The sequence below is a fragment of the Lysobacter sp. 1R34A genome, from assembly GCF_051217035.1.
Taxonomy (GTDB): Bacteria; Pseudomonadota; Gammaproteobacteria; order Xanthomonadales; family Xanthomonadaceae; genus Lysobacter.
This window is the reverse complement of record NZ_JBPKJP010000036.1, coordinates 15900-38023: the sequence shown is the minus strand read 5'-3', so window position 1 is coordinate 38023 and position 22124 is coordinate 15900. Positions and strand designations below refer to the sequence as shown.

Annotated in this window: 23 protein-coding genes and 1 tRNA gene; 9 read left to right on the top strand and 15 right to left on the bottom strand. The window is 67.2% G+C overall.

Translation table 11 applies throughout. The features are described from left to right. The first annotated feature begins 129 nt into the window (after positions 1 to 129). Positions 130 to 309, top strand: coding sequence for a hypothetical protein (locus tag ACSAMQ_RS10680; RefSeq protein ID WP_435395624.1), 180 nt, complete (start codon positions 130 to 132; stop codon positions 307 to 309). 342 nt (positions 310 to 651) lie between these two features. On the opposite strand, the gene ACSAMQ_RS10675 is transcribed toward ACSAMQ_RS10680, so the two are convergent. Beyond that, a complete protein-coding gene (locus tag ACSAMQ_RS10675; RefSeq protein WP_435395623.1) occupies positions 652 to 2640 on the bottom strand; it encodes an SDR family oxidoreductase in 1989 nt (662 codons plus the stop codon). A 152-nt stretch (positions 2641 to 2792) separates the two neighbouring features. On the opposite strand from ACSAMQ_RS10675, the gene ACSAMQ_RS10670 reads away from it, so the two are divergent. From ACSAMQ_RS10670 to ACSAMQ_RS10660, 3 genes are read left to right on the top strand one after another with little or no spacing between them, the layout of a single operon-like run. Beyond that, entirely contained in the window at positions 2793 to 3050 is a 258-nt protein-coding gene (locus ACSAMQ_RS10670) for an acyl-CoA-binding protein (protein ID WP_408953445.1), read from the top strand. 34 nt (positions 3051 to 3084) lie between these two features. Next, positions 3085 to 3711, top strand: a complete 627-nt coding sequence (locus ACSAMQ_RS10665; protein WP_435395622.1) for a TetR/AcrR family transcriptional regulator — start codon at positions 3085 to 3087, stop codon at positions 3709 to 3711. Positions 3712 to 3760: 49 nt separating this feature from the next. Then, a complete protein-coding gene (locus ACSAMQ_RS10660) occupies positions 3761 to 4360 on the top strand; it encodes a dihydrofolate reductase family protein (protein ID WP_435395621.1) in 600 nt (199 codons plus the stop codon). A gap of 120 nt (positions 4361 to 4480) precedes the next feature. Here the strand turns inward: ACSAMQ_RS10660 and ACSAMQ_RS10655 are convergent, their stop codons facing one another. Next, the gene (locus ACSAMQ_RS10655; RefSeq protein ID WP_435395620.1) at positions 4481 to 4876 is read right to left on the bottom strand and encodes a phasin family protein; all 396 of its coding nucleotides are present in this window, start codon (positions 4874 to 4876) and stop codon (positions 4481 to 4483) included. A 190-nt stretch (positions 4877 to 5066) separates the two neighbouring features. On the opposite strand from ACSAMQ_RS10655, the gene ACSAMQ_RS10650 reads away from it, so the two are divergent. The 3 genes from ACSAMQ_RS10650 (at position 5067) to arsC (ending at position 6704) form a co-directional block, all read left to right on the top strand. After that, positions 5067 to 5921, top strand: coding sequence for a hypothetical protein (locus ACSAMQ_RS10650; protein WP_435395619.1), 855 nt, complete (start codon positions 5067 to 5069; stop codon positions 5919 to 5921). A gap of 140 nt (positions 5922 to 6061) precedes the next feature. Continuing rightward, a tRNA-Val gene (locus tag ACSAMQ_RS10645) sits at positions 6062 to 6136 on the top strand. Positions 6137 to 6338: 202 nt separating this feature from the next. Further along, entirely contained in the window at positions 6339 to 6704 is a 366-nt protein-coding gene (gene arsC / locus ACSAMQ_RS10640; protein WP_435395618.1) for an arsenate reductase (glutaredoxin), read from the top strand. 1714 nt (positions 6705 to 8418) lie between these two features. On the opposite strand, the gene ACSAMQ_RS10635 is transcribed toward arsC, so the two are convergent. The 4 genes from ACSAMQ_RS10635 to ACSAMQ_RS10620 all read right to left on the bottom strand — a co-directional run bounded on the left by ACSAMQ_RS10635 (position 8419) and on the right by ACSAMQ_RS10620 (position 13027). Beyond that, positions 8419 to 10041: an FMN-binding glutamate synthase family protein gene (locus ACSAMQ_RS10635; RefSeq protein ID WP_435395617.1), complete on the bottom strand. Its 1623-nt coding sequence runs from the start codon at positions 10039 to 10041 to the stop codon at positions 8419 to 8421. Between the two features lie 159 nt (positions 10042 to 10200). Next, positions 10201 to 11490, bottom strand: coding sequence for a nucleotide sugar dehydrogenase (locus ACSAMQ_RS10630; protein WP_435395616.1), 1290 nt, complete (start codon positions 11488 to 11490; stop codon positions 10201 to 10203). Positions 11491 to 11643: 153 nt separating this feature from the next. Then, positions 11644 to 11958, bottom strand: coding sequence for a hypothetical protein (locus ACSAMQ_RS10625; RefSeq protein ID WP_435395615.1), 315 nt, complete (start codon positions 11956 to 11958; stop codon positions 11644 to 11646). Position 11959: 1 nt separating this feature from the next. Then, a complete protein-coding gene (locus ACSAMQ_RS10620) occupies positions 11960 to 13027 on the bottom strand; it encodes a diguanylate cyclase (RefSeq protein ID WP_435395614.1) in 1068 nt (355 codons plus the stop codon). Positions 13028 to 13319: 292 nt separating this feature from the next. Here ACSAMQ_RS10620 and ACSAMQ_RS10615 point away from each other — a divergent pair, with 292 nt between their 5' ends. Next, positions 13320 to 13667 carry a hypothetical protein gene (locus ACSAMQ_RS10615; RefSeq protein ID WP_435395613.1) on the top strand — a complete coding sequence of 116 codons (348 nt, stop codon included), beginning with the start codon at positions 13320 to 13322 and terminating at the stop codon, positions 13665 to 13667. Between the two features lie 172 nt (positions 13668 to 13839). Here the strand turns inward: ACSAMQ_RS10615 and ACSAMQ_RS10610 are convergent, their stop codons facing one another. The 6 genes from ACSAMQ_RS10610 to ACSAMQ_RS10585 form a co-directional block, all read right to left on the bottom strand. Beyond that, a complete protein-coding gene (locus ACSAMQ_RS10610) occupies positions 13840 to 14229 on the bottom strand; it encodes a nuclear transport factor 2 family protein (protein ID WP_435395612.1) in 390 nt (129 codons plus the stop codon). A 157-nt stretch (positions 14230 to 14386) separates the two neighbouring features. Beyond that, entirely contained in the window at positions 14387 to 15088 is a 702-nt protein-coding gene (locus ACSAMQ_RS10605; protein WP_435395611.1) for an SDR family oxidoreductase, read from the bottom strand. Then, positions 15088 to 15606 (bottom strand): hypothetical protein, encoded by a 519-nt coding sequence (locus ACSAMQ_RS10600; protein ID WP_435395610.1) that lies wholly within the window; start codon positions 15604 to 15606, stop codon positions 15088 to 15090. Before ACSAMQ_RS10600 ends, ACSAMQ_RS10605 begins: the two co-directional genes overlap by 1 nt. A gap of 422 nt (positions 15607 to 16028) precedes the next feature. Next, entirely contained in the window at positions 16029 to 17012 is a 984-nt protein-coding gene (locus ACSAMQ_RS10595) for an NAD-dependent epimerase/dehydratase family protein (protein ID WP_435395609.1), read from the bottom strand. Positions 17013 to 17255: 243 nt separating this feature from the next. Further along, complete coding sequence (locus tag ACSAMQ_RS10590; RefSeq protein ID WP_435395608.1) at positions 17256 to 18077, bottom strand: right-handed parallel beta-helix repeat-containing protein; 822 nt, start codon at positions 18075 to 18077, stop codon at positions 17256 to 17258. Between the two features lie 563 nt (positions 18078 to 18640). Further along, positions 18641 to 19306 (bottom strand): hypothetical protein, encoded by a 666-nt coding sequence (locus ACSAMQ_RS10585; protein WP_435395607.1) that lies wholly within the window; start codon positions 19304 to 19306, stop codon positions 18641 to 18643. A gap of 234 nt (positions 19307 to 19540) precedes the next feature. On the opposite strand from ACSAMQ_RS10585, the gene ACSAMQ_RS10580 reads away from it, so the two are divergent. Beyond that, a complete protein-coding gene (locus ACSAMQ_RS10580; protein WP_435395606.1) occupies positions 19541 to 20629 on the top strand; it encodes a M35 family metallo-endopeptidase in 1089 nt (362 codons plus the stop codon). A gap of 68 nt (positions 20630 to 20697) precedes the next feature. Here ACSAMQ_RS10580 and ACSAMQ_RS10575 read toward each other — a convergent pair whose 3' ends face one another. From ACSAMQ_RS10575 to ACSAMQ_RS10565, 3 genes are all read right to left on the bottom strand, one after another. Then, complete coding sequence (locus ACSAMQ_RS10575) at positions 20698 to 20859, bottom strand: hypothetical protein (protein ID WP_435395605.1); 162 nt, start codon at positions 20857 to 20859, stop codon at positions 20698 to 20700. Between the two features lie 271 nt (positions 20860 to 21130). Next, the gene (locus ACSAMQ_RS10570; protein WP_435395604.1) at positions 21131 to 21502 is read right to left on the bottom strand and encodes a hypothetical protein; all 372 of its coding nucleotides are present in this window, start codon (positions 21500 to 21502) and stop codon (positions 21131 to 21133) included. 7 nt (positions 21503 to 21509) lie between these two features. Continuing rightward, on the bottom strand, positions 21510 to 21779 hold the full coding sequence (locus ACSAMQ_RS10565) for a hypothetical protein (RefSeq protein ID WP_031371440.1): 270 nt from the start codon (positions 21777 to 21779) through the stop codon (positions 21510 to 21512). Between the last annotated feature and the right edge of the window lie 345 nt (positions 21780 to 22124).

The following is a 22124-nucleotide window of genomic DNA, read 5'->3' as shown; positions in this document are numbered from 1 at the left end:
CACAGGCTGTCGGCGTCGTCGAAGACGAAACCGAACACCCGCTCGCGCGGCAGGCCCTGCACCGGCCGCATGCGGTTGCCGGCGGCATCGTGGCGCAGCATTTCGACCCTCGACGGCGTCGAACGCGCCTTGTGGTCGACGCCGTCGAACCTGCTGATCTATCGCCTGACCGATGCGCAGCAACAGGACATCGACCGGATCTGCTCGATCCTCGATGCCTACCCGGACCTGCGTTCCTCGCGCGTGCAACTGCAACCGCCGCCGGGCAGCAAGGCCCGCGTGCGCTTCTTCCAGTGCCGGGCCTATTGATCCGGCCCCGCCGAAGCGAATCCATCCAAGCCGAAACAGCGCGCCGTGGCGAACGGCGCGCTGTGTTCTTTTGGGCCGAGCGTGGGAACCCGCCATCGCTCCGGGGCAGGAGCCAAGGTAGCAGCGGCGCAAGCCGCGACACGTAAGCTCGCCTGCGACGCAATCCCGAAGCCGAACCGGACCTCCGTCGCGGCTCGCGCCGCTCCTACACGCCTTCGGGTCAATCCATCCACTTTGTAGGAGCGGCGACCGCACAGACCGCGGCGCGCAAACGCAACGGGGCGGCCTGAGCCGCCCCGTTGCCCGCGGCGCGCCAGGCGCCGCTCGCCAAACGCGTACCGCCTACCAGTGCACGCCGCGCATCAGCGCCGCGAACGCGATCTGTTCGCTGCTGGCGTGCTCGTCCTTGAGCCCCTTGCGGTCGCCCTTGGCCGCGGCCGAATCGGGGAACAGCTCGAACGCCGTGCTCATCACCACCTCGTAGGCCTTCGGCGCCAGCGCGTTGACCACCGAGGCGAAGATGCCCAGGCGAGTGGCGATGCGGGTCGGACGCTCGATGATGCCCTTGACCACCAGGTCGGCGGCTTCGTCCGGGGTCAGGGTCGGCACGCTGTCGTACATCTTGGTCGGCGCGATCATCGGCGTCTTCACCAGCGGCATGTTGATGGTGGTGAAGCTGATGCCCTTGCCCGACAACTCGCCCTGGGCGCAGCGGCTGAACGCGTCCAGCGCCGCTTTCGAGGCCACGTAGGCCGAGAACCGCGGCGAGCTGGCCAGCACGCCGATCGAGCTGATGTTGATGATGTGACCCTTGCGCCGCTCGGTCATCTTCGGCATGAAGCCCATGATCAGGCGCAGGCTGCCGAAATAGTTGAGCTGCATGGTCCGCTCGAAATCGTGGAAACGATCGTAGCTGAGCTCGATCGAGCGCCGGATCGAGCGGCCGGCGTTGTTGACCAGGATGTCGACGTGGCCGTGTTCGGCCAGGATCTGCTTGACCAGGCGGTCGCAGTCGGCCATGTCGGCCAGGTCGGCGGTGTAGGCGAAGACCTTGCCGCCGGCGGCCTTCATCGCGTCGCGCGCCTTGAACAGTTCCTCTTCGCCGCGCGCGATGATCACCGTCACCGCGCCGGCCGCGGCCACTTTCTCCGCGGTCGCCAGGCCGATGCCCGAGGAACCGCCGGTGATCACCACGACCTTGTTGCGGACCTTGCCCTTGAGGGTACGGTCGATGAACAGGTCCGGGTCGAGATGGCGCTCCCAGTAGTCCCACAGGCGCCAGGCATAGCTGTCCAGGTTCGGTACCTTGATCCCGCTGCCGCGCAGCGCGCGCTCGGTCTCGCGGTTGTCGAAGCGGGTCGGATAGGTGATGAACTTCAGGGTTTCCTTGGGGATCTTGAAGTCGCGCAGCAACATGCCGATGAAGCGCCGCACCGGCGGCAGGTTGCCGACCGCGCCGCGCACGCTGCTGGGCACGAAGGCGAACATGCGCGCGTCGATGCGCATGGTCATCTCCGGGGTGTGGCCGGCGCGGGCGAAGGTGTTGAGCACCTCGCCGACGCGTTGCGGTTCGGGATCGGTCAGGTGGAAACAGTGGCCGTCGAGCTTGGGCTTGTGGGCGATATGGTCCATCGCATCGACCACGTAGTCGACCGGGATGATGTTGATGCGCCCGCCTTCGACGCCGAGCATCGGCATCCACGGAGGCAGCATCTCGCGCAGCTTCTTGAGGAAGGTGAAGAAGTAGTACGGCCCGTCGATCTTGTCCATCTCGCCAGTCTGGGAATGGCCGACCACCATGCCCGGGCGGTAGATCCGCCACTTGATCCGTTTCTCGGCCCGCACCAGGCCCTCGGAGTCGTGCTTGGTGCGCAGGTAGGGGTCGTCCAGGCCCTCGGCCTCGTCGAACATGTCCTCGCGGAACACCCCCGGGTACATGCCGGCCGCGGCGATCGAGCTGGTGTGGTGGAAGCAGCCGACGTTGAGCGCGGCGGCCAGGTCCAGCGCGTGCTGGGTGCCGTCGATGTTGGCGGCGCGCTGCGCGGCCGGGCTGGCGGTCAGGTCGTAGATCGCGGCCAGGTGGAAGAAATGCTTGATCTTGCCGTTGAGCGCGCGGACCTGCGCGGCGCTCAGGCCGCATTTGGCCTGGGTCATGTCGCCGGCGACCGGGATCACCCGCTTGAGGTCCCAGCCCATCTTTTTTGCGGTGGCGTCGAACTTTTTCTGCGAATCCTTGCGCACCAGCACGTGGATCGTGCCCTTGCGTTTCAGCAGATTGCTGACGAGGAAGCGACCGATGAAACCCGTCGCGCCGGTGACGAAATAGCTCATACCCCTCTCCTGGATGGCCGATCGACCGCCAATGCGGCGGCATGGCGCTACGGTGCCAGAGCCCGTGCCGCGGAACAATTCCTTTCCGTATTGACCGTCCCGGGCCTGCATGCTGTTATGCCGCTTCACCCTGGCGCCAGGAGAGGCTCGCCGTGTCCGATATCCAGTCCGCGTTCGAACAAGCCGCCAAAGACGTCCAATCGCTGACCGACCGCCCCGACAACGACACCCTGCTGCGGCTGTACGCGCTGTACAAGCAGGGCGCCGAGGGCGACGTCAGCGGCCCCAAGCCCGGCTTCTTCGACTTCGTAGGCACCGCCAAGTACGAAGCCTGGGAAAAGCTCAAGGGCACCGCACAGGCCGACGCGCAGAAGAAGTACGTCGACCTGGTCAAGAAACTGCGCGGCTGACGCCGCGCCCGCCCGCCCCTGCACGGCACGCCCGATGGCGAAACAGACCCGTCAGCGCATCCTCGACACCGCGTTGACCATGTTCAACGCGCAGGGCGAGCCGAACGTCACCACCAACCACATCGCCGACGAGCTGGAGATCAGCCCGGGCAATCTGTACTACCACTTCCGCAACAAGGACGACATCATCGAGCAGCTGTTCGCGCGCTTCGAGGAGCGCATGGACGCCGCGCTGGCCGCGCCGCAAGGCCGCCTGCCCGGGCTCGAGGACATCTGGCTGCAACTGCACCTGGTGTTCGAGTGCATCTGGGACTACCGCTTCCTCTACCGCGACCTGGTCGAGATCCTCAGCCGCAACCGCCGCCTGCGCCTGCGCTTCGCCCGGATCCTCAAGCGCGCCGACGAACAGGCCCACATGGTCATGCGCGGGCTGTCGCAGGCCGGGGTCATGCGCGCGTCCGGCGACGAGCTCGCCGCCACCGCCACCAACGTCCTGGTCATCGCCACCTTCTGGCTCAACTACGCCGCCGCGCGCGGCGACAAGGACGAGCACGCGGCGATCCGCGACGGCATCGTCCAGGTGATGATGCTGCTCGCGCCGTTCCTGCGCGACGCCGAACGCCTGCATTTGAATACCCTGATCCGGGCTTATCTGGATTGAACCGGCGGGCGCTCAGGCCCGCCGCCTGCAGACGCATGTGGAGCACCCGATGAGAAAGCTGATCGTGCAGATGCAGATGTCGGTCGACGGCCGCGTCAGCGCCGACAGCGGTATCGCCTGGCAGCTCTGGAACTGGGACTGGAGCGGCGTCTGGCCTTGGGACGATGCGCTCAAGCAGGCCTTCAACGACAGCTTCGCGGCGGCCGACTGCATCCTGCTGAGCCGGCCGATGGCCGAGCAAGGCTATATCGACCACTGGACCCGCGCGGCGGCGGCGCGCTACCCGGCCGACCCGTTTTACGCCTTCGCCCAAAAGGTGGTCGAGGCGGACAAAGTCGTGGTCACCGACAAGCTGGACGGCGCGCGCTGGCCTCGCACCCGCGTCGCCTCGCGCAGCCTGTCGGTCGAGGTCGAGGCGCTCAAGCGCGACCCGGGAGGCGACCTCCTGTGTTTCGGCGGCGCCGGTTTCGCCTCGGCACTGATCGCCACCGGACTGGTCGACGAGTTCCAGTTCTATCGCAATCCGAGCGCCGTCGGCCCCGGTCGCTCGATCTTCCCGGAGCGGGGCCTGGCCCTGCGCCTGATCGGCTCGCAGGCCTACGACTGCGGCATCGTCGTCGAACGCTATCGGTCCGCCGGCGCCGATTGAGGCGATCGGACTCGATGCGATCGCGAGTCGCGACGCAGAAAGGGCGCCGACCGGCGCCCTTTCTCGATTCGTTCGAACCCGCAGCGATCGATCCCGCCGTGGTTCCGGCGAGCGGCCCGATCAGGCCTGGCGGGCGCGGCGCGCCGCCGGCTTGCGCGCGGCCACCCGGCGCGATTGCGGCTTCTTCGCCGCGGTCTTGCGGGCCTTGCGCTGGCCGCGCTTGGGCTTCTTCAGGCCCAGCTTGTCCAGCACCGGCGCGAGGCGGGCCTCGACCTCGGCGCTGAACTTGACGACCTTGGGCTCGACCTGATCGCGCACGTTCTCGATGCCGCCGCGCACGTTGCTGCGCGCGTCGTCGGCGAGGTCGCGCACGCGCTGCTGCAGCGCGTCGACGCGGCCGACGCCGCGGGCAGCCGCGGCGATCGCTTCGCGACGCGCCAACACCACCAGGCCCAGGCCGGCCAGCCAGACATGGCGCAGCGTGGTTTCGCTCGCCGCCGGTTTCTTGCGTTTCACTGCTGCCATCGTTAGCTCCGCTGACCGCTCCGGATGAGCGGTTTCACCAGGCCACTGTGGCGTCGGCGCATCGAGCAATCACACTAGCCGCTTCAGCTTTCCGACGGCGAGCGCCGATGCGCGGCCCCCTCTTGCCACGGCGCGGCGACGGCGGGATGCTGCCTTCCCGACCTGTCGACAAGGACTGCAGATGGCTGCCAAATCCGCTTGGGCCAAGTTTCCTCATGACGCCAAGGGCTATGCCTACGCCGGCGATGCCCTCAAGAAAGCCTGGCCCAAGCTGCACGCCGGCGACACCGAGCCCTTCCCCGACGCCAAACGCGCCAGCGCGCTGATCGGCGCGGCCGGCAAGGCGGCCCCGAAGGGCCTGGACGCCGACGCGCTCGCCGCCGCCCTGCAGGACGCCTGGCGCGCCTTCCACCGCGGCGATTTCAAGGCCGCCTTCGATGCCGGCCAGGCGCTCGGCCCGGTCGGCGCCAGCGTCGCGGTCAAGGCCATGGGCATCCACGCGACCTATCTGGTCGACGACGACGCCGAGAAGCTGCACCGTTTCGAACAGGCCGCCAAGCTCGCCGAGGCCGCGATCAAGGCCCTGCCCGAGGACGCCAACAGCCACTATCGCCACGCCTTCGCCCTGGGTCGCTACAGCCAGGGCCTGAGCATCGCCAAGGCGCTCAAGGCCGGAATCGCCGGCAAGGTCCGCAGCGCGCTCGAAACCGCGTTGGAGTTGTCGCCGAAGCACGCCGAAGCGCATACCGCGATGGCCCTGTACCACGCCGAGATCATCAACAAGATCGGCGGCATGATCGGCGGCCTGACCTACGGGGCCAAGGCGGCCGAAGCCGAGAAGCACATCAAGACCGCGGTCAAGCTGACCCCGGACTCGCCGATCGCCCACATCGAATACGGCAACGTGCTGATGCTGCTGCACGGCGACAAGCAGGAAAGCGCCGCCGCCGCGGCCTACGAGAAGGCCGCCACGCTCAAGCCGCTGGACGCGATGGAAGCGCTGGATGCGGCCTATGCCAAGGAGCAACTGGAGTAAGCGCGGGCCGGGTTGGCGGGATGTTCGGCCGCTGCCGCGGGTCCGCCGGAACGCCCGACGCCCGGTCCTGGCAGCGGATTCATCGGGAGGCTTGCCTGTTCCGCGAGTCCCCCTGTAAACTTTGCGGCCCGATTCGACTCGGGCGGTTAGCTCAGCGGTAGAGCATCGCCTTCACACGGCGAGGGTCGCAGGTTCGAACCCTGCACCGCCCACCAGTTCCACGAAAAGGCCGGCGCAAGCCGGCTTTTTTCGTTTCCGGGCCGGCATAACGGGATGGATAGCGAACGCGGCTTCGCCTGCCGCCGAGGCGTCGCGTCCCGCACTGCCGCCCCATCGCGAGCAACCCCGGGACCGGCCGTGCCGATGCGCCGCGCCGCCGGCCTCGTCCGCGCGAGCACCGAACCGTAAGGACCCGCCATGACCGACGCCCACCCGGCCCCGACCCGCCTGTACCACAACCCGCGCTGCTCCAAATCCCGCGGCGCCCTCGAACTGCTGCAAGCGCGCGGCGTCGAACCGGCCCTCATCGCCTACCTCGACACCCCGCCGAGCGTCGCCGAACTGCGCGAACTGCTGGCCCTGCTCGACCTGCCCGCCCGCGACCTGCTGCGCAGCGGCGAAGACGAATACCGCGACCTCCGCCTGGCCGATCCCGCCCTCGGCGACGAGCAATTGATCGCCGTCATGGCCGCCCACCCGCGCCTGATCGAACGCCCCGTCTTCGTCCACGCCGGCCGCGCCGTGATCGGCCGCCCGCCCGAGCGCGTGCTGGAATTGCTCTGAGCCAAGGCACGTCAGCCCGTCGCGCAGTTGCAGTTGCAGTTGCAGTAAAGCTTTTGCTGTTGCTGTGCGCCGATCCGCGTTAGCGAAGGCAACAGAAGACCCGAAGGGCGGCCCGCATGGATGCGGACCGTTTTTCATCGGGACAGGGATGTCCCGTATGTAGAGCCCCGCGTCGGCATCGATCGTGCGGGCCTGTGATTCAAAACAAAGCATTTTTCTTTGGTTACCTTTCTTTTGTTGCTTTAGACAAAAGAAAGTAACCCGCCGCTTTAGTGGCGGAAGCTTTGGGTTTGATCTTGATCTTGATCCTGACCTTTAATTGAAAGAGACGCCGCAAGACCGCCACAGCGTGGTCGCGGCTTGCGCCGCTCCTACCCCGGCGGGAAACACACCGCTTAGGCGGATGACGACGGCCTGGTTGCTCCCCGCGTCCCGCGGTCGCGACTCACGTCGCTCCTACAGGGATAGATTCGGGGCGACACGCAGGTGCAGTGGCTCCAGGGTAGGAGCGACGCAAGTCGCGACCGCATCCTCACCCGCCGCCATGCCTTGCTGCGTTGCATTTGCTGTGCGCAGCCGAGCACTAGCGAAGGCAAGAAAAGACCCGAAGGGCGGCCCGCATGGATGCGGGCCGTTTTTCATCGGGACAAGGATGTCCCGTATGAAAAATCCCTGCGGAAGCACCGCTCGTGCGGGCTTGTGATTCAAAGAAAAGCATTTTTCTTTGGTTACCTTTCTTTTGTTGCTTTAGACAAAAGAAAGTAACCCGCCGCTTTAGTGGCGGAAGCTTTGGGTTTGATCTTGATCTTGATATTGATCTTTTATTTCGCTCATTCGGGCGGTGCGCCGCAAGACCGTTACGGCGATGTCGCGGCTTGCGCCGCTCCTACCCTGGCGAGAGCACGTCGCCTTGGCGAATAACGACAGCCTCGTTGTCTCTGCGCGCCCCGCGTCGCGACTCACGTCGCTCCTACACACAGGCCCAATGGCGAAGCGAGATCGAGGCATGGCGGTCGCGGCTTGCGCCGCTCCTACCCTGGCGAGAGCACGTCGCCTCGGCGAATGACGACAGCCTCGCTGTCTCCGCGCGTCCCGCGTCGCGACTCACGTCGCTCCTACAGACAGACGCAATGGCGAAGCGAGATCGAGGCATGGTGGTCGCGGCTTGCGCCGCTCCTACCCTGGCGAGAGCACGTCGCCTCGGCGAATGACGACAGCCTCGTTGTCTCCGCGCGTCCCGCGTCGCGACTCACGTCGCTCCTACAGACAGACGCAATGGCGAAGCGAGATCGAGGCATGGCGGTCGCGGCTTGCGCCGCTCCTACCCTGGCGAGAGCACGTCGCCTCGGCGAATGACGACAGCCTCGCTGTCTCCGCGCGTCCCGCGTCGCGACTCACGTCGCTCCTACAGACAGACGCAATGGCGAAGCGAGATCGAGGCATGGTGGTCGCGGCTTGCGCCGCTCCTACCCTGGCGAGAGCACGTCGCCTCGGCGAATGACGACAGCCTCGTTGTCTCTGCGCGTCCCGCGTCGCGACTCACGTCGCTCCTACAGACAGACGCAATGGCGAAGCGAGATCGAGGCATGGCGGTCGCGGCTTGCGCCGCTCCTACCCCGCGAGCGCACGTTGCTTCGACGAACGGCGACGGCCTCGTCATCGCTGCGCGTTCCGCATCGCGACTCACGTCGCTTCCACAAAGGAGTGGCCCTGTTCAAATCGACTTGCTGCCCCGCATCGCCAACAACCGCTCCGGCGCCGCGAACGAATCGCTGCGCGCATTCGCCCAGAACGACTGGAACACCGCATGCGACGGAATCTTCCCAAGCAGATCGCCCGGGGCGAGGAAGTTGTACAACGCGCCCAACGATCGCACTTCGGTCGGCGAGACCCGACGCAAAATATGCTCGGGTCCGATCTCGGCCGGATGGCTCAGGCCGGCGGCGCACAGCAGGTCGCGCAGGGCCTTGAGGGTGTTGTCGTGGAAGTGGAATACGCGGGTGGCCTTGTCCGGCACGTCGAGCTTGCGCCATCGGCTCGGGTCCTGGGTCGCGACGCCGGTCGGGCAACGGTCGGTGTGGCAGCTCTGCGCCTGGATGCAGCCCAGGGCGAACATGTAGCCGCGCCCGGCGTTGCACCAGTCCGCACCCATCGCCAGGGTGCGGGCGATGTCGAAGGCGCTGGTGATGCGGCCGGCCGCGCCGATCCGGATCTTGTCGCGCAGTTCCAGGCCGACCAGGGTGTTGTGGACCAGCATCAGGGCTTCGTGCATCGGCACGCCGACATGGTCGATGAATTCCGCCGGCGCCGCGCCGGTGCCGCCTTCGGCGCCGTCGACGACGATGAAGTCCGGCAGCACGCCGGTCTCCTGCATGGCCTTGGCGATGCCGAACCATTCCCAGGGATGGCCGATCGCCAGCTTGAAGCCGGTCGGCTTGCCGCCCGACAGCTCGCGCAGGCGGGCGACGAAATGCAGCAGGCCCTGCGGCGAATCGAAGGCGGTGTGCGCGGCCGGCGAGACGCAGTCCTGGCCCATCGGCACACCGCGCGTGGCCGAGATCTCGGCGCTGACCTTGGCCGCCGGCAGCACGCCGCCATGGCCGGGCTTGGCGCCCTGGGAGAGCTTGATTTCGATCATCTTGACTTGCGGGTCGCCGGCGTTGGCGGCGAAGCGCCCCTCGTCGAACAGCCCGCGCTCGTCGCGGCAGCCGAAGTAGCCCGAACCGATTTCCCAGACCAGGTCGCCGCCGTTCTCGCGGTGATACGGCGAGATCGAGCCTTCGCCGGTGTCGTGATAAAAGCCGCCGAGCTTGGCGCCGCGGTTGAGCGCGCGGATCGCGTTCGCCGACAGCGAGCCGAAGCTCATCGCCGAGATGTTGAACACGCTGGCCGAATACGGATGTGCGGTGTTCTCGCCGACGACGATGCGGAAATCGTGCGAGACGTGCGCGGTCGGCGCCATCGAATGATTGATCCATTCGTAGTCCAGGCCGTAGACGTCCTGCAAGCTGCCGAACGGCCGCACGTCGTTGACCGACTTGGCGCGCTGGTAGACCAAGGCGCGCTGCTGGCGCGAGAACGGCACCTCGGCGGTGTCGGCCTCGATGAAGTACTGGCGCATCTCCGGGCCGATCGACTCCAGGCCGTAGCGGAAATGCGCCAGCACCGGATAGTTGCGGCGCAGGGTGCTGCGGGTCTGCAACAGGTCCCAGGTGCCGAGTGCGGCGAGCGCGCCGAACACGACCACGCCCCACAGCCAGTCGCCGTGGTGCAGGAACACCAGCAGCAACGAGAGCAAGGTCAACAGCAGGCTGGCGGCATAAGCGGCGTAGCGCATGGCGATCGGATCAGTTCACGAGCTGAGGGCGAGCATAACCCTGTGCGTGCGCAACCGCTGTACGAGGCCGGGCGGATGGCCGCGGCGCCATGGCGGGGCCACGCCGTCGCAGCCGTGGCGGCGCGACCACGGCTCCGCCGGCGCGACATCCGGCACGGTTCACAGCCGCGCGTCGACCTCGGCGCGCGGATACAGGCTCTTGATGTCGTACAACAAGGCGCCCGGGCGGCCATAGGCGCGCGCGCCGGCGGCGCCGAGCGCGCGGAACTCGTCGTGGGCGACCGCCACCACCACCGCGTCGTAGGCCCCCGCCTGCGGCGCATCGATCATTTCCACGCCGTACTCGCGCCGAGCCTCCTCGGCATTGGCCCAGGGGTCGTGGATCTGCACCTGGGCCCGGTACTCGCCGAGCTCGCGCGCCAGATCGACCACGCGGGTGTTGCGCAGGTCGGCGCAGTTTTCCTTGAAGGTGATGCCCAGGATCAGGATCCGCGAACCGGCCAGGGCCACGCCGCGCTGGATCATCAACTTGACGATGTCCGAGGCGATGTGGCTGCCCATGGCGTCGTTGATGCGTCGGCAGGCCAGCAGGATGTCGGGATAGTAGCCGGCGCTCTGCGCCTTCTGGATCAGGTAGTAGGGGTCCACGCCGATGCAGTGGCCGCCGACCAGGCCGGGCCGGAACGGCAGGAAGTTCCACTTGCTGCCGGCCGCCTCCAGCACCTCGGTGGTGTCGATGCCGAGCTTCTGGAAGATCAGCGCGAATTCGTTGATCAGGGCGATGTTGGCGTCGCGCTGGGTGTTCTCGATGACCTTGGCGGCCTCGGCCACGCGCAGGCTCGAGGCCAGGTGAGTGCCGGCCGGGATGATGCTGCGGTACAGCGCGTCGACACGCTCGGCGGTCTGCGGCGTCGAGCCCGAGGTCACCTTGGGGATATCGACCAGGCGGCGCCGGCGATCGCCGGGGTTGATGCGCTCGGGGCTGTAGCCGACGAAGAAGTCGACATTGAAGCGCAGCGACGAGGCGCGTTCGAGTTCGGGGACGCAGATTTCCTCGGTGGCGCCGGGATAGACGGTCGACTCGTAGATCACCGTGTCGCCGGGCTTGAGCAGGCCGCCGATGACCCGGCTGGCTTCGATCAGCGGGGTGAAGTCCGGGCGTTTGTGCTCGTCGATCGGGGTCGGCACGGTGACCACGTAGACGTCGCGGTCGACGAGGTCCGCGGCGCTGGCGGTGAAGCGCAGGTGGGTCGAGGCGGCGATCTCGTCGGCGTCGTTCTCGCGGTGATGGTCTTCGCCGACGCTGAGCTGGGCCACGCGCACGGCATTGGTGTCGTAACCGATGGTGTCGTAGCGCTTGCCGAATTCCAGGGCCAGCGGCAGGCCGACATAGCCCAGGCCGATCACGCCGATGCGCGTTTGCGCGATGCTGCCTTCGTACTGCGTCATGCCCTGCCCTAGGTGCGCCGCCGTGGTGGCGGTCCGGTCCTGGATTCTAGAGACCCGCTTTCCGGACTGGCAAACCGGTGCGCTCGGTCGCGTTCCGGGGCGCCGGTAAAAACCGCCGGATCGCTCCGCCCACGGGGCCCTGGGCGACTGCGGCTAAGGCGCCGGGCCTTCCTGCGCGATCAGGCCGAACGGCGCCAACGCCGCGCGCAGGTAATCCTGCGCCTCGCCCGCGCTGGAATGCAGGCTGTCGATGCGCTCGCCCCGGTACTGGATCACGATCTCGCTGCCGTCGGCGCGGTGTTCCCAGATCGAGTGGTCTTGGCTGAAATTCATGTACTGCCAAACGCCGCCGGCCTCGGACAGCCCGCTCCAGATCGCGTCCGACAGCGCCCGGTGCGCGTCGAAGCCGGCCCAGCCCGGGCCCGGCGTCCAGCGTGTCCACATCAGCGGCGCGCGTTCCCCGCTCATCTCAATCCTCGGCCACCACCACCGCATTGCGCCCGAGCTCCTTGGCGCGATACAGCGCGCTGTCGGTATGGCGCATCCACATGGCCGCGCTGATGGTTTTCGGCCCGGTGGTCGCCACGCCGACGCTGACCGTGCAGCGCAAGGCCGGCGCTTCGTCGAAGCGCGCGTCCTCGACCGCATTGCGGATGCGTTCGGCGATCGCCACCGCCGCCTCGAGGCCGGTGTCCATGAGGATGAGGGCGAACTCGTCGCCGCCGATGCGGCTGGCGGTGTCGGTCAGGCGCACCACCTCGTGCAGGGTGCCGGCGACGCGCCGCAACACCGCGTCGCCGACGAGATGGCCGTGGAAGTCGTTGATCTCCTTGAAGCGGTCGATGTCGATCAGGATCAAGGCCGCGCCCTTCGAGGAGCGCGCGCAGTAGGTCATGGTCGCGGTGGCCGAATCGTCCCAATGCAGGCGGTTTTGCAGGCCGGTCAGCGGATCGGTACGGCTCAGCTGGTCGAGCTGCTTGTTCTGGCGCACGACCTTGCGCGCCAGGCCGTAGGCCGCGCTGCTGATCGCCATGGGATAGACGAACATGAAAGGCAGGCTGGTCAGGATCACCGGCATCGAGCTGTCCGGCGCGAACGGAAAGCCCAGCAGCGCCCACACCGTGGCGCAGGTGAACAGCTGCGCGGTCGCGGTGCGCACGAAGAAACGCCAGCCGCCGACGCTGATCTTGTCGGCCGACAGCATCACGGCCAGCAAAGCGCTCGGCACAACGTTGAAATGCATGACCGCGATCCAGATCCCGCCGAGGGCCGAATCGATCATCAGGTTGCGGTACTCGGCGTATTCGGGGTCGACGCTGCGCGAGGCGATCAGGTAGGCCAGCGGCGGCCACAGATAGCCGTTGGCGAACAGCAGCGCCCAGGCCCAGGCGCTCGCGTGGTGCTCGTACAGGACCCCGGCGACGGCGAAGAACCCCGTCCCCAGGCCGAGGGTACGCATCTGGTAGATGTGGCGCACGAACCGCAGATGCTCGGTCGCTCGAACCGGGTCGAATGAGGTGTCGGCAATTCCAGTCACGCACGCTCCCAGCGGCCTGGATCATCGAGACGGGTACCGCCCGGGGGTTGCGGCGGCTACCAGCATACCCTGCTCGCCCGGGCCCGGATGCGCAAGCGCCGGGGCCGTCTGGAGGCTTCCGATGGCCGGCGGCGGGACGCGATTGCGTTCCTGGCGGAGCCGCCGGCGGCCCTCGGACCAAGCCAGCGCCAGAGCACGCGGACGGCGAGGCGTGAACGCTTCGTACACAAAAACCTAACGCCGGGATCCGGCAAGATTCACCCACAGGGGGTTCCAGCGCGGAGCCTGTGTGATGACGACCAGCTTGCAAGGCCGCCCCGCCCCGACCACGCCCGGGCTGAGCTACTGGGCGAGTCAGTTCCGCAGCGCCGGTTTCTATCGCGACGGCCTGCGTTTCAGCGACTACGCCCCGGCGTTCTACGTGGGCATCGCCGCCCACCTCGAGCACCCCGACCGCGACTTCGACGACCCCCGCCTGGACCTGCCGGCGCGCTACCAACGCATCCGCCTGGGCTCGGTGTTGAACTGGGAACAGGCCGAAGACGCGGCCCGCTCGGCCTGGCAACGCGCGAAAGAGAACGCCGACGCCGCGCAACTGCGCATCGAACGCCGCATGGCGGAACTCGCCGCTCAACCCTGAGCGGGTCGTCAGGGCTTCACCGACACGCATCCCGGAGCCCCGAGCGCCCAGGTGTTCGGCTGCGCGGGCGTCTCGACCCGTGCTGTCCGCCGCGTCCAACCTCGTCGGTCTCGGGTTCGATCATGAGGTTTTGCCTTCGACAACCCATCGGGCTGCGCCGACGCATGCCCGGTCAGGCCGGGTCGAGCTCGTAATGAAACACCTTCGAGATGATCTGCCAGCGGCCGTCGAGCTTGATCAGGGTCAGCAGATCGGTGAAGCGCTTCGGCGGGATCGCGCATTCGACCCGCGCGAACGCGGTGACCGGGCCGGCGAATTCGAGCGAAACGATCTTGTCCTCCCGTGCCGCCCCCTGGCTCGCCGGCGATGCGCGTTGGTCGACCCGCGCCCAATACGCTTCCATGTCGAGCTTGAGCAGGCTGCCGTCGGTCGCGCAGACGTAGTGCGCATGCGGATGCATGGCGCGACGCAATCGGGCGGTGTCGCTGTAGTACAGACCGTCGAAATAATCCGTCAGGGTCGCGATGACCGCGTCGTAGTCGTGGCTGTGGGTGGCGCTCATGCGGTCTTCGCCGGCGGCATCGCGAAATGGCGATGCGCGATTATGGCCAGCGCCCGGCAGCGCCGCGATCGCACCGGTGGACCGGGCTGTCGCGCTATTGCAACGCCGGCGGGCTTTGGCGCTGCGGCGCTCGGAATGCCACTCAGAGTTTGCCCACTCAAAGTTTGAAGCGGCCGCCGTCGATGCGCAGGATTTCGCCGGTGCTGTAGCTGGCATCGCGCAGGTACAGCACCGCCTCGACCACCGCCTCTACCGTGCCGATGCGACCGAGCACGGTGCGCGCGGCGATCGCGTCCTCCTGTTCGGCGCGTTCGGCCGGGTCGCGCGCCGAGGGCAGTACCGTGCCCGGGGCGACCGCATTGACCCGGGTCGGCGCGAGCTCGGCGGCGAGCGCGCGCACCATGCCGGCCCCGGCCGCGCGGCTGACCTGATAGGCGGCATGGCCGGCGAAAGATCGGTCCAGGTAGGTGTCGAGCATCACCACCACCGAACGCAGCGGCTGCCGCTGGTGCAGGCCGATCACCAGTTCCCAGGGGGCGATCAGGTTGACCCGCAGATGCCGCTCCAGGCGCTCGCGTTCCTCGTCGGTATCGCCGGCGCCGAGGTCGCCCCAGGCATGGCCTCGCTCGAACAGCGAGGCATTGAGCACCAGGTCGGTGACCGGCACCGGCGGCAACGCCGGCAGCGGCTCGGTCATGTCCCAGCTCCATTCGTGCACCGGGGCCGAGTACGGCGCCGGCGGCGCAGCGGCGCGGCGGCGATGGGCCACCACCTGTTCGCCGCGTTGCAGACAGGTCTCGACGATGGCTCGGCCGATCCGTTGCGAAGCGCCGGTAACGAGAGTGATGCGATCGGACATCAGCGGGCCTCCTGAGCGGCGGTGGCGGGCTCGGCCTGGGCGTGCAGGAAATCTGCGACGAAATCCGCGCCGGCCAGAGGATAGAACCCCATCGCATTGTGTTCGGGACGGAAGCCACGCTGCGAGGCGACGGCATCGAGCGCCTTGCGCAACAGCGGCAATGTCAGTTGGTGCAGGCCATGGAACAGATACGGCCGGGCCGGGTCGTAGCGATCCTGCCACTGCACCTCGCCGTCGATCCTGCCGACCAGATCGATATCCAGCGGCACCGGCAGCACGCGCTGCGGGTCGCGCTCGCGCCCGAACGCCGCCTCGATCTGTTTGAAACGACGCTCCATGCTCTCGATCGACCATCGCGGCGCGACCTGCAGCGCCAGCATCAAATTGACCGTGGCGCCGCCGCGATGGAGGCGATGGCGGTCGCCGAACAGCTCCGAACAGGCACCCGTGGCGCGCGCATCAGGTGCAACGTCGAACTCGGTCCGCAGTTGCGCCGCCGCCAGCAACAGATTCTCCACGCGCGGGCCGTCGCTGGCCCCCAGGCAGATCAGTGCGGTCCAGCTCATAAAACGCAGGCAGCCGCGGCCTTTCGGCGGGTACCGGGCCGTTGCGGCGAAGGCCGGCCAGAATCGATCGCCATCTCGTCTACTCCTCGGCGCTGCGTCCAATCGACGGCGGCCGGAGCGTCGGCGACGAGGCCCACCTGCCGCACAGCTCCGAACGCGATGACCCGCATTCTAGCCAGCTGACGGCGGTTTTCCCTACCCGGCGCCGCAATCGCCCGGAAACGCGACCAACCGCGCCGCAAAGGATGCCGGCACTGCTCCCGTAGGAGCGACGCGAGTCGCGACGGTGTTTTCTCCCGCCCAGGTTCACCCGCGGCCGCTCGCGATGCCGTGGTCGCGACTCGCGTCGGTGCTACCGTTGGGCTTCTATCTTCTTAAGCCACCGGATACGGCATGCCTTCGAACACGCAGTCGTGATAGCCCTTCACGCCGACCTCGTGGGCGAGCCCACTGCGGAAGTCCATGCCGGCGCGCAGGCATTCGAGCACGTAGGCGAAACCGTAACGCGGCTCCCAGCCCAGGTCGCGGCGGGCGGCCTCGTTGACGTAGACCCGGTCGAGCTGCGGAAACAGCCGCCAGCCCTTGGCCGCGTACAAGACGCGGCAATCGGGGAACAGCCGCTCCACCACCGCCGCGGCATCCTCGCGCAGGGCGAGCAGATCGTCGCGGCCGAACGGCGTGGTCGCCGACACGATGTAGCGGCCGAAGCCTAATGCGGGCGCACGTTCTACAGCACGCAGATGGGCGTCGACGATATCCTCGATATCGGCGCGCCGATACAGCAACTCGTTGGCCTGGACGTTGGCCGCCGGATAGACCTCGCGCACCGAGGCGTCGTCGTCGTCCTCGGGAAAGAAGCGCGAGGTCCGCAGCACCAGCACCGGCAAGCCGTGCTGACGATGAAACAACTCGCACAGGCCTTCGGCGGCGATCTTGGTGGTGCCGTAGATATTCTTGGGCACCGGCGTCACCGCTTCGGTGATCCAGGTCGCCGGACCGCCGGGCACCGGCTTCAAGGCCGCGCCGAACGCGCTGGTGGTGCTGGTGAAGACGAAGGATTCGACGCCGGCCGCGAGCGCCTCCTCGAGCAGCACCAGGGTGCCGGTGACGTTGGTGTCGATGAAATCCTGGTAGCGATGAGTGGCGACGTGCGGCTTGTGCAGGGTCGCGGTATGCACCACTGCGCGCACGCCCTGCATGGCGCCGCGGACGAAGGTGCGGTCGGCGATCGAGCCGACCCGATCGGTGAAGGCCGAGGCCTTGAGGTCGATGCCGACCGCGTCGCGCGATTGCGCGTGCAGCCGGCGCATCAGGCCTTCACCGAGGTGGCCGGCACTGCCGGTGACGAGGATGGACATCGGGACGGACTCCTGGCGACGCGCGCCCACCGCCGCAGCGATGGCGGCCCGGGCCTGGATGGATGCGCAAAGCCTAGCAAGGCCGCGATTCCGGCGCCATGCGCGGCCTGCCGGGTCTGTGTAGCGATGGCCTCCAGTGAAACCGTCGGGCTGCCCAGAAACGCCGGCGCCGCGAACGCGGCGCCGGCGTTTTTCTCGTATTGGCCTACAGCCAGGATTTACTGCAGATATCGACGGCAGAGGTTACGGCAGGAACGGCGCCGGCTCTTCGACGTTGTAGCGGGCGACCGCGCACTCGGAGAAGCCCGAAGGCGCGGTGTTGATGGCGACGTTCTCGATGCAGGTCGCACCGCTGCCGCCCATCAGCCCGCGCACGCTCGAACGCGTCCGCAGCATGATCGAGTTGTGCACCAGCCGCGCCCGCGGCGACTCGCGCAGCTCGATGATCCGCTGGGTATTGTCCGGGAAGTCGAGGAACTGATTGCCGGTCGCCTGCACGTCGGCCGAGCGGTCGACGAGCAGGCCGCCGCCGATGTAGCCGGCGATCACGTTGTTGGTGACGACGGTGCGTGGCGCCATCGTGATCTGGATGGCCTCGCGCCACGGCGAGATGTTCGGGTTGCCGTAATCGATGACGCGATTGCCGATCACCCGTGCGCCTACGCCATCCGGCAAGCTGTCGCCGAAGATCACGATGCCCGCATCGTGGGGACGCACCACGGTGTTGTTGAGCAGTTGATCGCCCGATCGCGTGCGCAGGTGGATGCCGAGCGAATAGCCCTCGATGCGGCAGTTGCGTACCGTCACCCTGGACCAGGAGTCGACGGTAATGGCGGCGGCGCCGTTGAGGTTCGGGTCGGGATTGGCCAGGGTCCGTCCCCTGCAATCGAACTCGATGTCTTCGCCGGTGATGACGATGGGGACGCCGAGATTCCCGGCCAGGCAGTATTTGCCGGGCGCGGCGATATGCGGATTGGCCGAGGTGACGACGGTGTCGCAAGCCAGCGCGCTGGCGCTGGACATCGCGGCCGACAGGGCCAGGCTGGAAAGCAGAATGGAGCGCATGAATATCCTTTTAAGAGCGCCGATGAAAGGACGGCTGCGCGAAACGCGCCCGTCGGGCTGCACAGAACACGCGGCGGCATGCCGCGTCCTGCGTCGGGTGGAATGTCGGGATGAAGCAGGCCGGCGAGCCCGGCGGTCGTCCCTGGACCTGCGGCGCGCCGGAAGCATGGCATTCGATACCGACTTCCCTGTCGAATGCGGGATTCCTGGCGTCGACCGCGATTGAAGCCGTCTCCCCGGCCTGCCTGCATCGCGACCGGGACAGAATCGCCGACCGGCGTCGCAGGCGCCGCGACGGCGCGCGCCGCGGGCGTCTATTTGAAGAAGCGGGGCGGTATCGCGACGGCGTTCGGGCGCGCATGCCGTTGCGTCTGCTCTGGGTTCGATCAGTCGGACACTGCGCTCGCGTATCCCGGCGATGGCCTCGGCGCGGCGCTCCGGTTGCGCATCGCACGCGAGCCGCGCCCTAAATCCGAAAAATTTCAGCTACCGGCACAGTGTGCCGGTTGCAGTGAACGAAACCCGAGGCTGACGCCTCGGGTCCGTTTTTTTACCGGCCCGAGTCAGCCGTGGCCCTTGTCCTTTCCTTTGCCCTGGCCCTTGCCGCCGCCGTGGCCTTTGTCGCCGCCCTGCCCCTTGCCATGGCCGCCGCCCTTGTCGGAGTTGCCGCGGCCGTTTCCTTTCGAGCTCGGGTGATCGGAGTGCGATGCAGCGGGGCCGTGCTTCTTACCGCCGGAAGGCCCGTTGGCCTTGCTCTTACCCTTGCCGGGGCCGTGCTGAGCCCAATCGACGTCCACCGACTGGTTCATATTGATCGGATAGCCCCAGCGATCGTAGGTGCCGACGGCGCCGCGCTTGAGCGCGTGGAAAGCCGGCGAACCGGGCTTGATGCCCATGCGCTGGGCGACTGCGCCCCAGCCCTGTCCTGGGTTGCGGTCGTATTCGCGCACGACGTTCAGGCACGGCACGCCGAGCGAACGCGCGATGGCGCAGGCGTAGTAAACATCGCCCGGGGACCAGCCGCGGCGATCGAGCAACTCGTCGATCAGCGAACGCGGTGCGCCGTAATAACCGGTGATCTCGCTGACGAAGGGCTCGCGATATCGCCGACCGTAGTCGTTGATCTCGCCGAGCCGCGTATCGACCCAGACGTCGCCGGTGCGGATGTTGTAGCCGACCGTCTGTGCCTGCGCCGCCCCCGCCAGGCCCAGGCCCAGCAGCAGGGCCATACCCGCTCGCTTCATGTATTTCATTGCAGCACCTCGTCTTGGTCGCGCGTGATGTCCGGATGAAGGCGCCGAGCATACGGTTTCGCCAGGCCTTCGAGCGCAGTATCCGCCGCGCCCCTTAACCCCGACCCAGTAAAGCGTGATGCGTCGCACAATGCATTCCAGGAGGCAATCTGGTTACGTGGAGGCGTCCGACCTGCCGGACACTTTGGTCCAACCCCCGGGGATTTTTGAATGAAAATCAGTCTCATGTCCGCGGTCGCGGGCAGCGTCGTTCTCGCCGGCGCGATCGCCTCCGTCACCGCGGCGCCGCCGCACGAAAAGAACAACCCGCTGCGCATCGGCTTGATGGCCGTCGCCGATCAGAACGGAAACTTCGACGGCCAAGTCGAAGTCACCGTCACCAATACCAGCCGCCACACCGCCCGCGTGCCCAAATGGCAACTGCCCTCGAATCTCGCCGAATCCAAGCTGTTCACCATCAGCCGCGACGGCGTGGCGGTGGCTTATAACGGCCCGATGATCAAGCGCGGCCTGCCCGATGCGGCCGACTTCGCGATCCTGCGCGCGGGCGAAACCCTGCGCAGCGTGGTCGACCTGTCGCAGGCCTACGATTTCTCGCGCAGCGGCCGGTACGTGGTCAACCTGGATTCGCCGCTGCAGTTCGCGTCGCTGTCGGACGGCAAGCTGTTGCGCCACGACAACGGCCTGCCGCTGGTCGCCAAGAGCGCTCCGTTGAGCCTGTGGGTCAACGGCAAGGGCGAGAGCAGCGCCAAGGGCAAGCCGGGCGGCGGCGGCAGCGTCGTCGATGGCGTGTCCTACAAGAGCTGCGATGCGACCCAGATCGACACCATCGGCAGCGCCATCGCCGCGGCGCGCGGGTATTCGGAGAACGCCAAGAGCTACCTCGGCGCCGGCACCGTCGGCCCGCGCTACACCACTTGGTTCGGCGCCTACACCTCGCAGCGCTACGGCACCGCGAGCCAGCACTTCGTCGCCATCGACGCCGCCATGGACCAGAGCAACGGCGCGATCACCGTCAACTGCGGCTGCAACCAGAAGTACTATGCCTACGTCTATCCGAACCAGCCTTACGAGATCTACGTCTGCCGCGCGTTCTGGAGCGCGTCGCTGACCGGCACCGACTCCAAGGCCGGCACCCTGATCCACGAGATGAGCCACTTCGATGCCGTCGCCGGTACCGACGATCATGTCTACGGGCAGGCCGGCGCGAAGAGCCTTGCGATCAGCAACCCGACCAACGCGCTCGACAACGCCGACAGCCACGAGTATTTCGCCGAAAACACGCCGGCGCAGAATTGAGTTTTAGCGCGGCAACGAGAAGGCCCCGGTTTCCCGGGGCCTTCCGTTATCGCTCGATAGACGCTGAATCAGAAACCGCTGGCGTTGAGGCGCCCGCAGCTCGCCCTCTTGCCGCTGACGCCGGCGTTGCCGGCCGCGACCACGAACAGAATGCCGCCGTTGTCGACGACGTCGACCGGACCGCAGGAATGGGCCCAGGCGTTGGCGGCGAGGTCCGGATGCGAATACATACAGCCTTCGTCGATGACGCCGCCGGCGACGCTGCTGCAATCGGTATGGCCGCCAGCCCAGGCGACAGCGGCCTGCGAACCGTACGCGTTCGCCGGCCTAGAACCGGAGCCGTACATGCCCCACAGCGAGCCGTCGTTGTAACAGGCGCCGTTCCAGCTGGCCTGGTGGTATTCGTACTGGGCTGAATTGATTGAATCCGGGCGCGAACTCGCTCGAGATGGCGCCCTGGGCGGGCCGCGATGCGGCCGGCCTGGAATCTGGAGCCTGGAGTCAGGCGTCCTTGCGCGGGCGAGATGCCGCGGCCTTGGCCCGCACCGGCACCGCCTCGGGCAACTGCGGGTCGGTGTCGGTGCCGAGCGCGCGCAGCCTGACCGGGGTGAATTCGCCGTCGCCGAGCAGATCGAGGCTGGCCAGCGGATTGCGCAACAGCGCTTCGCGCTGCAGGAAAGTCTCGCTGCCGACCTTGGGCGGCCTGCGCTCGCTGCACAGGCGCAGGCTGATCTTCAGGATGCTGGTGCCGGAACGGCTCCAGGCACGGCCGGGGATGAGACGGCTGACGATGGCGCTGTCGAGGCGAACGGTTACCGACGATTGGTCGATGGATTCGCATTTGCCAACGGCGATGTCGAACATAAGCTGCATGAAAACCTCAATGCGACACGAAAGTTAAAACACTGCTGAGCCTGGAATCGTCCAGCAGCCGGCGAAGGCGCGACTCGACGATGCGCAGATCCCCGAGCCTGGGCGAGGCGCGCAGGGAATAGATCGCGGTCTGCTTTCCCAGCAATAGACGATGGGTGCGGTGAACGCTGACATTGGTGGAACTGCAGGCTTCCATCCAGATGCGCCGCAACTGCAGCGGCCCGATGCTCTGGCCGTTCCCCAGGGTGAAATAGAACCATTCGACGTTCTCTTGCATCGGCCTCTCCGGCACACGGCGAACGATTTGCGTTGCGCCCGGCTGATTCCATCGCGAGCCTTTGCGGCGGTGAGGGACTCCTAGTCCTGCACCGCCGGCTCCCTGGCTCGCACCTAAACGACGGCGAAGACTTCCCCGCCGCCCGATTGCTTGTTGGACCGTTGATTCTCGGACCCGGCGCACCGGCGTTGCGGCCGAGGCCGCAGCGAACAACGGATGCGGGATCCGCAAACGCTGGACGTGCCGATCGTTCACTCCGGTCTCCAGCGACGCGATAAACGACCAAGACCGTGCACTCGCCGAAAGCGGAGTGCGAAGCTGATGCGGAAGGAAAGGAATCTTCTG

Coding starts and splice junctions, on each gene's coding strand:
- ACSAMQ_RS10675 (WP_435395623.1), bottom strand. CDS start 2,640: ATGAGCTATTTCGTCACCGGCGCGACGGGTTTCATCGGTCGCTTCCTC.
- ACSAMQ_RS10665 (WP_435395622.1), top strand. CDS start 3,085: ATGGCGAAACAGACCCGTCAGCGCATCCTCGACACCGCGTTGACCATG.
- ACSAMQ_RS10660 (WP_435395621.1), top strand. CDS start 3,761: ATGAGAAAGCTGATCGTGCAGATGCAGATGTCGGTCGACGGCCGCGTC.
- ACSAMQ_RS10650 (WP_435395619.1), top strand. CDS start 5,067: ATGGCTGCCAAATCCGCTTGGGCCAAGTTTCCTCATGACGCCAAGGGC.
- arsC (WP_435395618.1), top strand. CDS start 6,339: ATGACCGACGCCCACCCGGCCCCGACCCGCCTGTACCACAACCCGCGC.
- ACSAMQ_RS10635 (WP_435395617.1), bottom strand. CDS start 10,041: ATGCGCTACGCCGCTTATGCCGCCAGCCTGCTGTTGACCTTGCTCTCG.
- ACSAMQ_RS10630 (WP_435395616.1), bottom strand. CDS start 11,490: ATGACGCAGTACGAAGGCAGCATCGCGCAAACGCGCATCGGCGTGATC.
- ACSAMQ_RS10625 (WP_435395615.1), bottom strand. CDS start 11,958: ATGAGCGGGGAACGCGCGCCGCTGATGTGGACACGCTGGACGCCGGGC.
- ACSAMQ_RS10615 (WP_435395613.1), top strand. CDS start 13,320: ATGACGACCAGCTTGCAAGGCCGCCCCGCCCCGACCACGCCCGGGCTG.
- ACSAMQ_RS10610 (WP_435395612.1), bottom strand. CDS start 14,229: ATGAGCGCCACCCACAGCCACGACTACGACGCGGTCATCGCGACCCTG.
- ACSAMQ_RS10605 (WP_435395611.1), bottom strand. CDS start 15,088: ATGTCCGATCGCATCACTCTCGTTACCGGCGCTTCGCAACGGATCGGC.
- ACSAMQ_RS10595 (WP_435395609.1), bottom strand. CDS start 17,012: ATGTCCATCCTCGTCACCGGCAGTGCCGGCCACCTCGGTGAAGGCCTG.
- ACSAMQ_RS10590 (WP_435395608.1), bottom strand. CDS start 18,077: ATGCGCTCCATTCTGCTTTCCAGCCTGGCCCTGTCGGCCGCGATGTCC.
- ACSAMQ_RS10585 (WP_435395607.1), bottom strand. CDS start 19,306: ATGGCCCTGCTGCTGGGCCTGGGCCTGGCGGGGGCGGCGCAGGCACAG.
- ACSAMQ_RS10580 (WP_435395606.1), top strand. CDS start 19,541: ATGAAAATCAGTCTCATGTCCGCGGTCGCGGGCAGCGTCGTTCTCGCC.
- ACSAMQ_RS10575 (WP_435395605.1), bottom strand. CDS start 20,859: ATGTATTCGCATCCGGACCTCGCCGCCAACGCCTGGGCCCATTCCTGC.
- ACSAMQ_RS10570 (WP_435395604.1), bottom strand. CDS start 21,502: ATGCAGCTTATGTTCGACATCGCCGTTGGCAAATGCGAATCCATCGAC.
- ACSAMQ_RS10565 (WP_031371440.1), bottom strand. CDS start 21,779: ATGCAAGAGAACGTCGAATGGTTCTATTTCACCCTGGGGAACGGCCAG.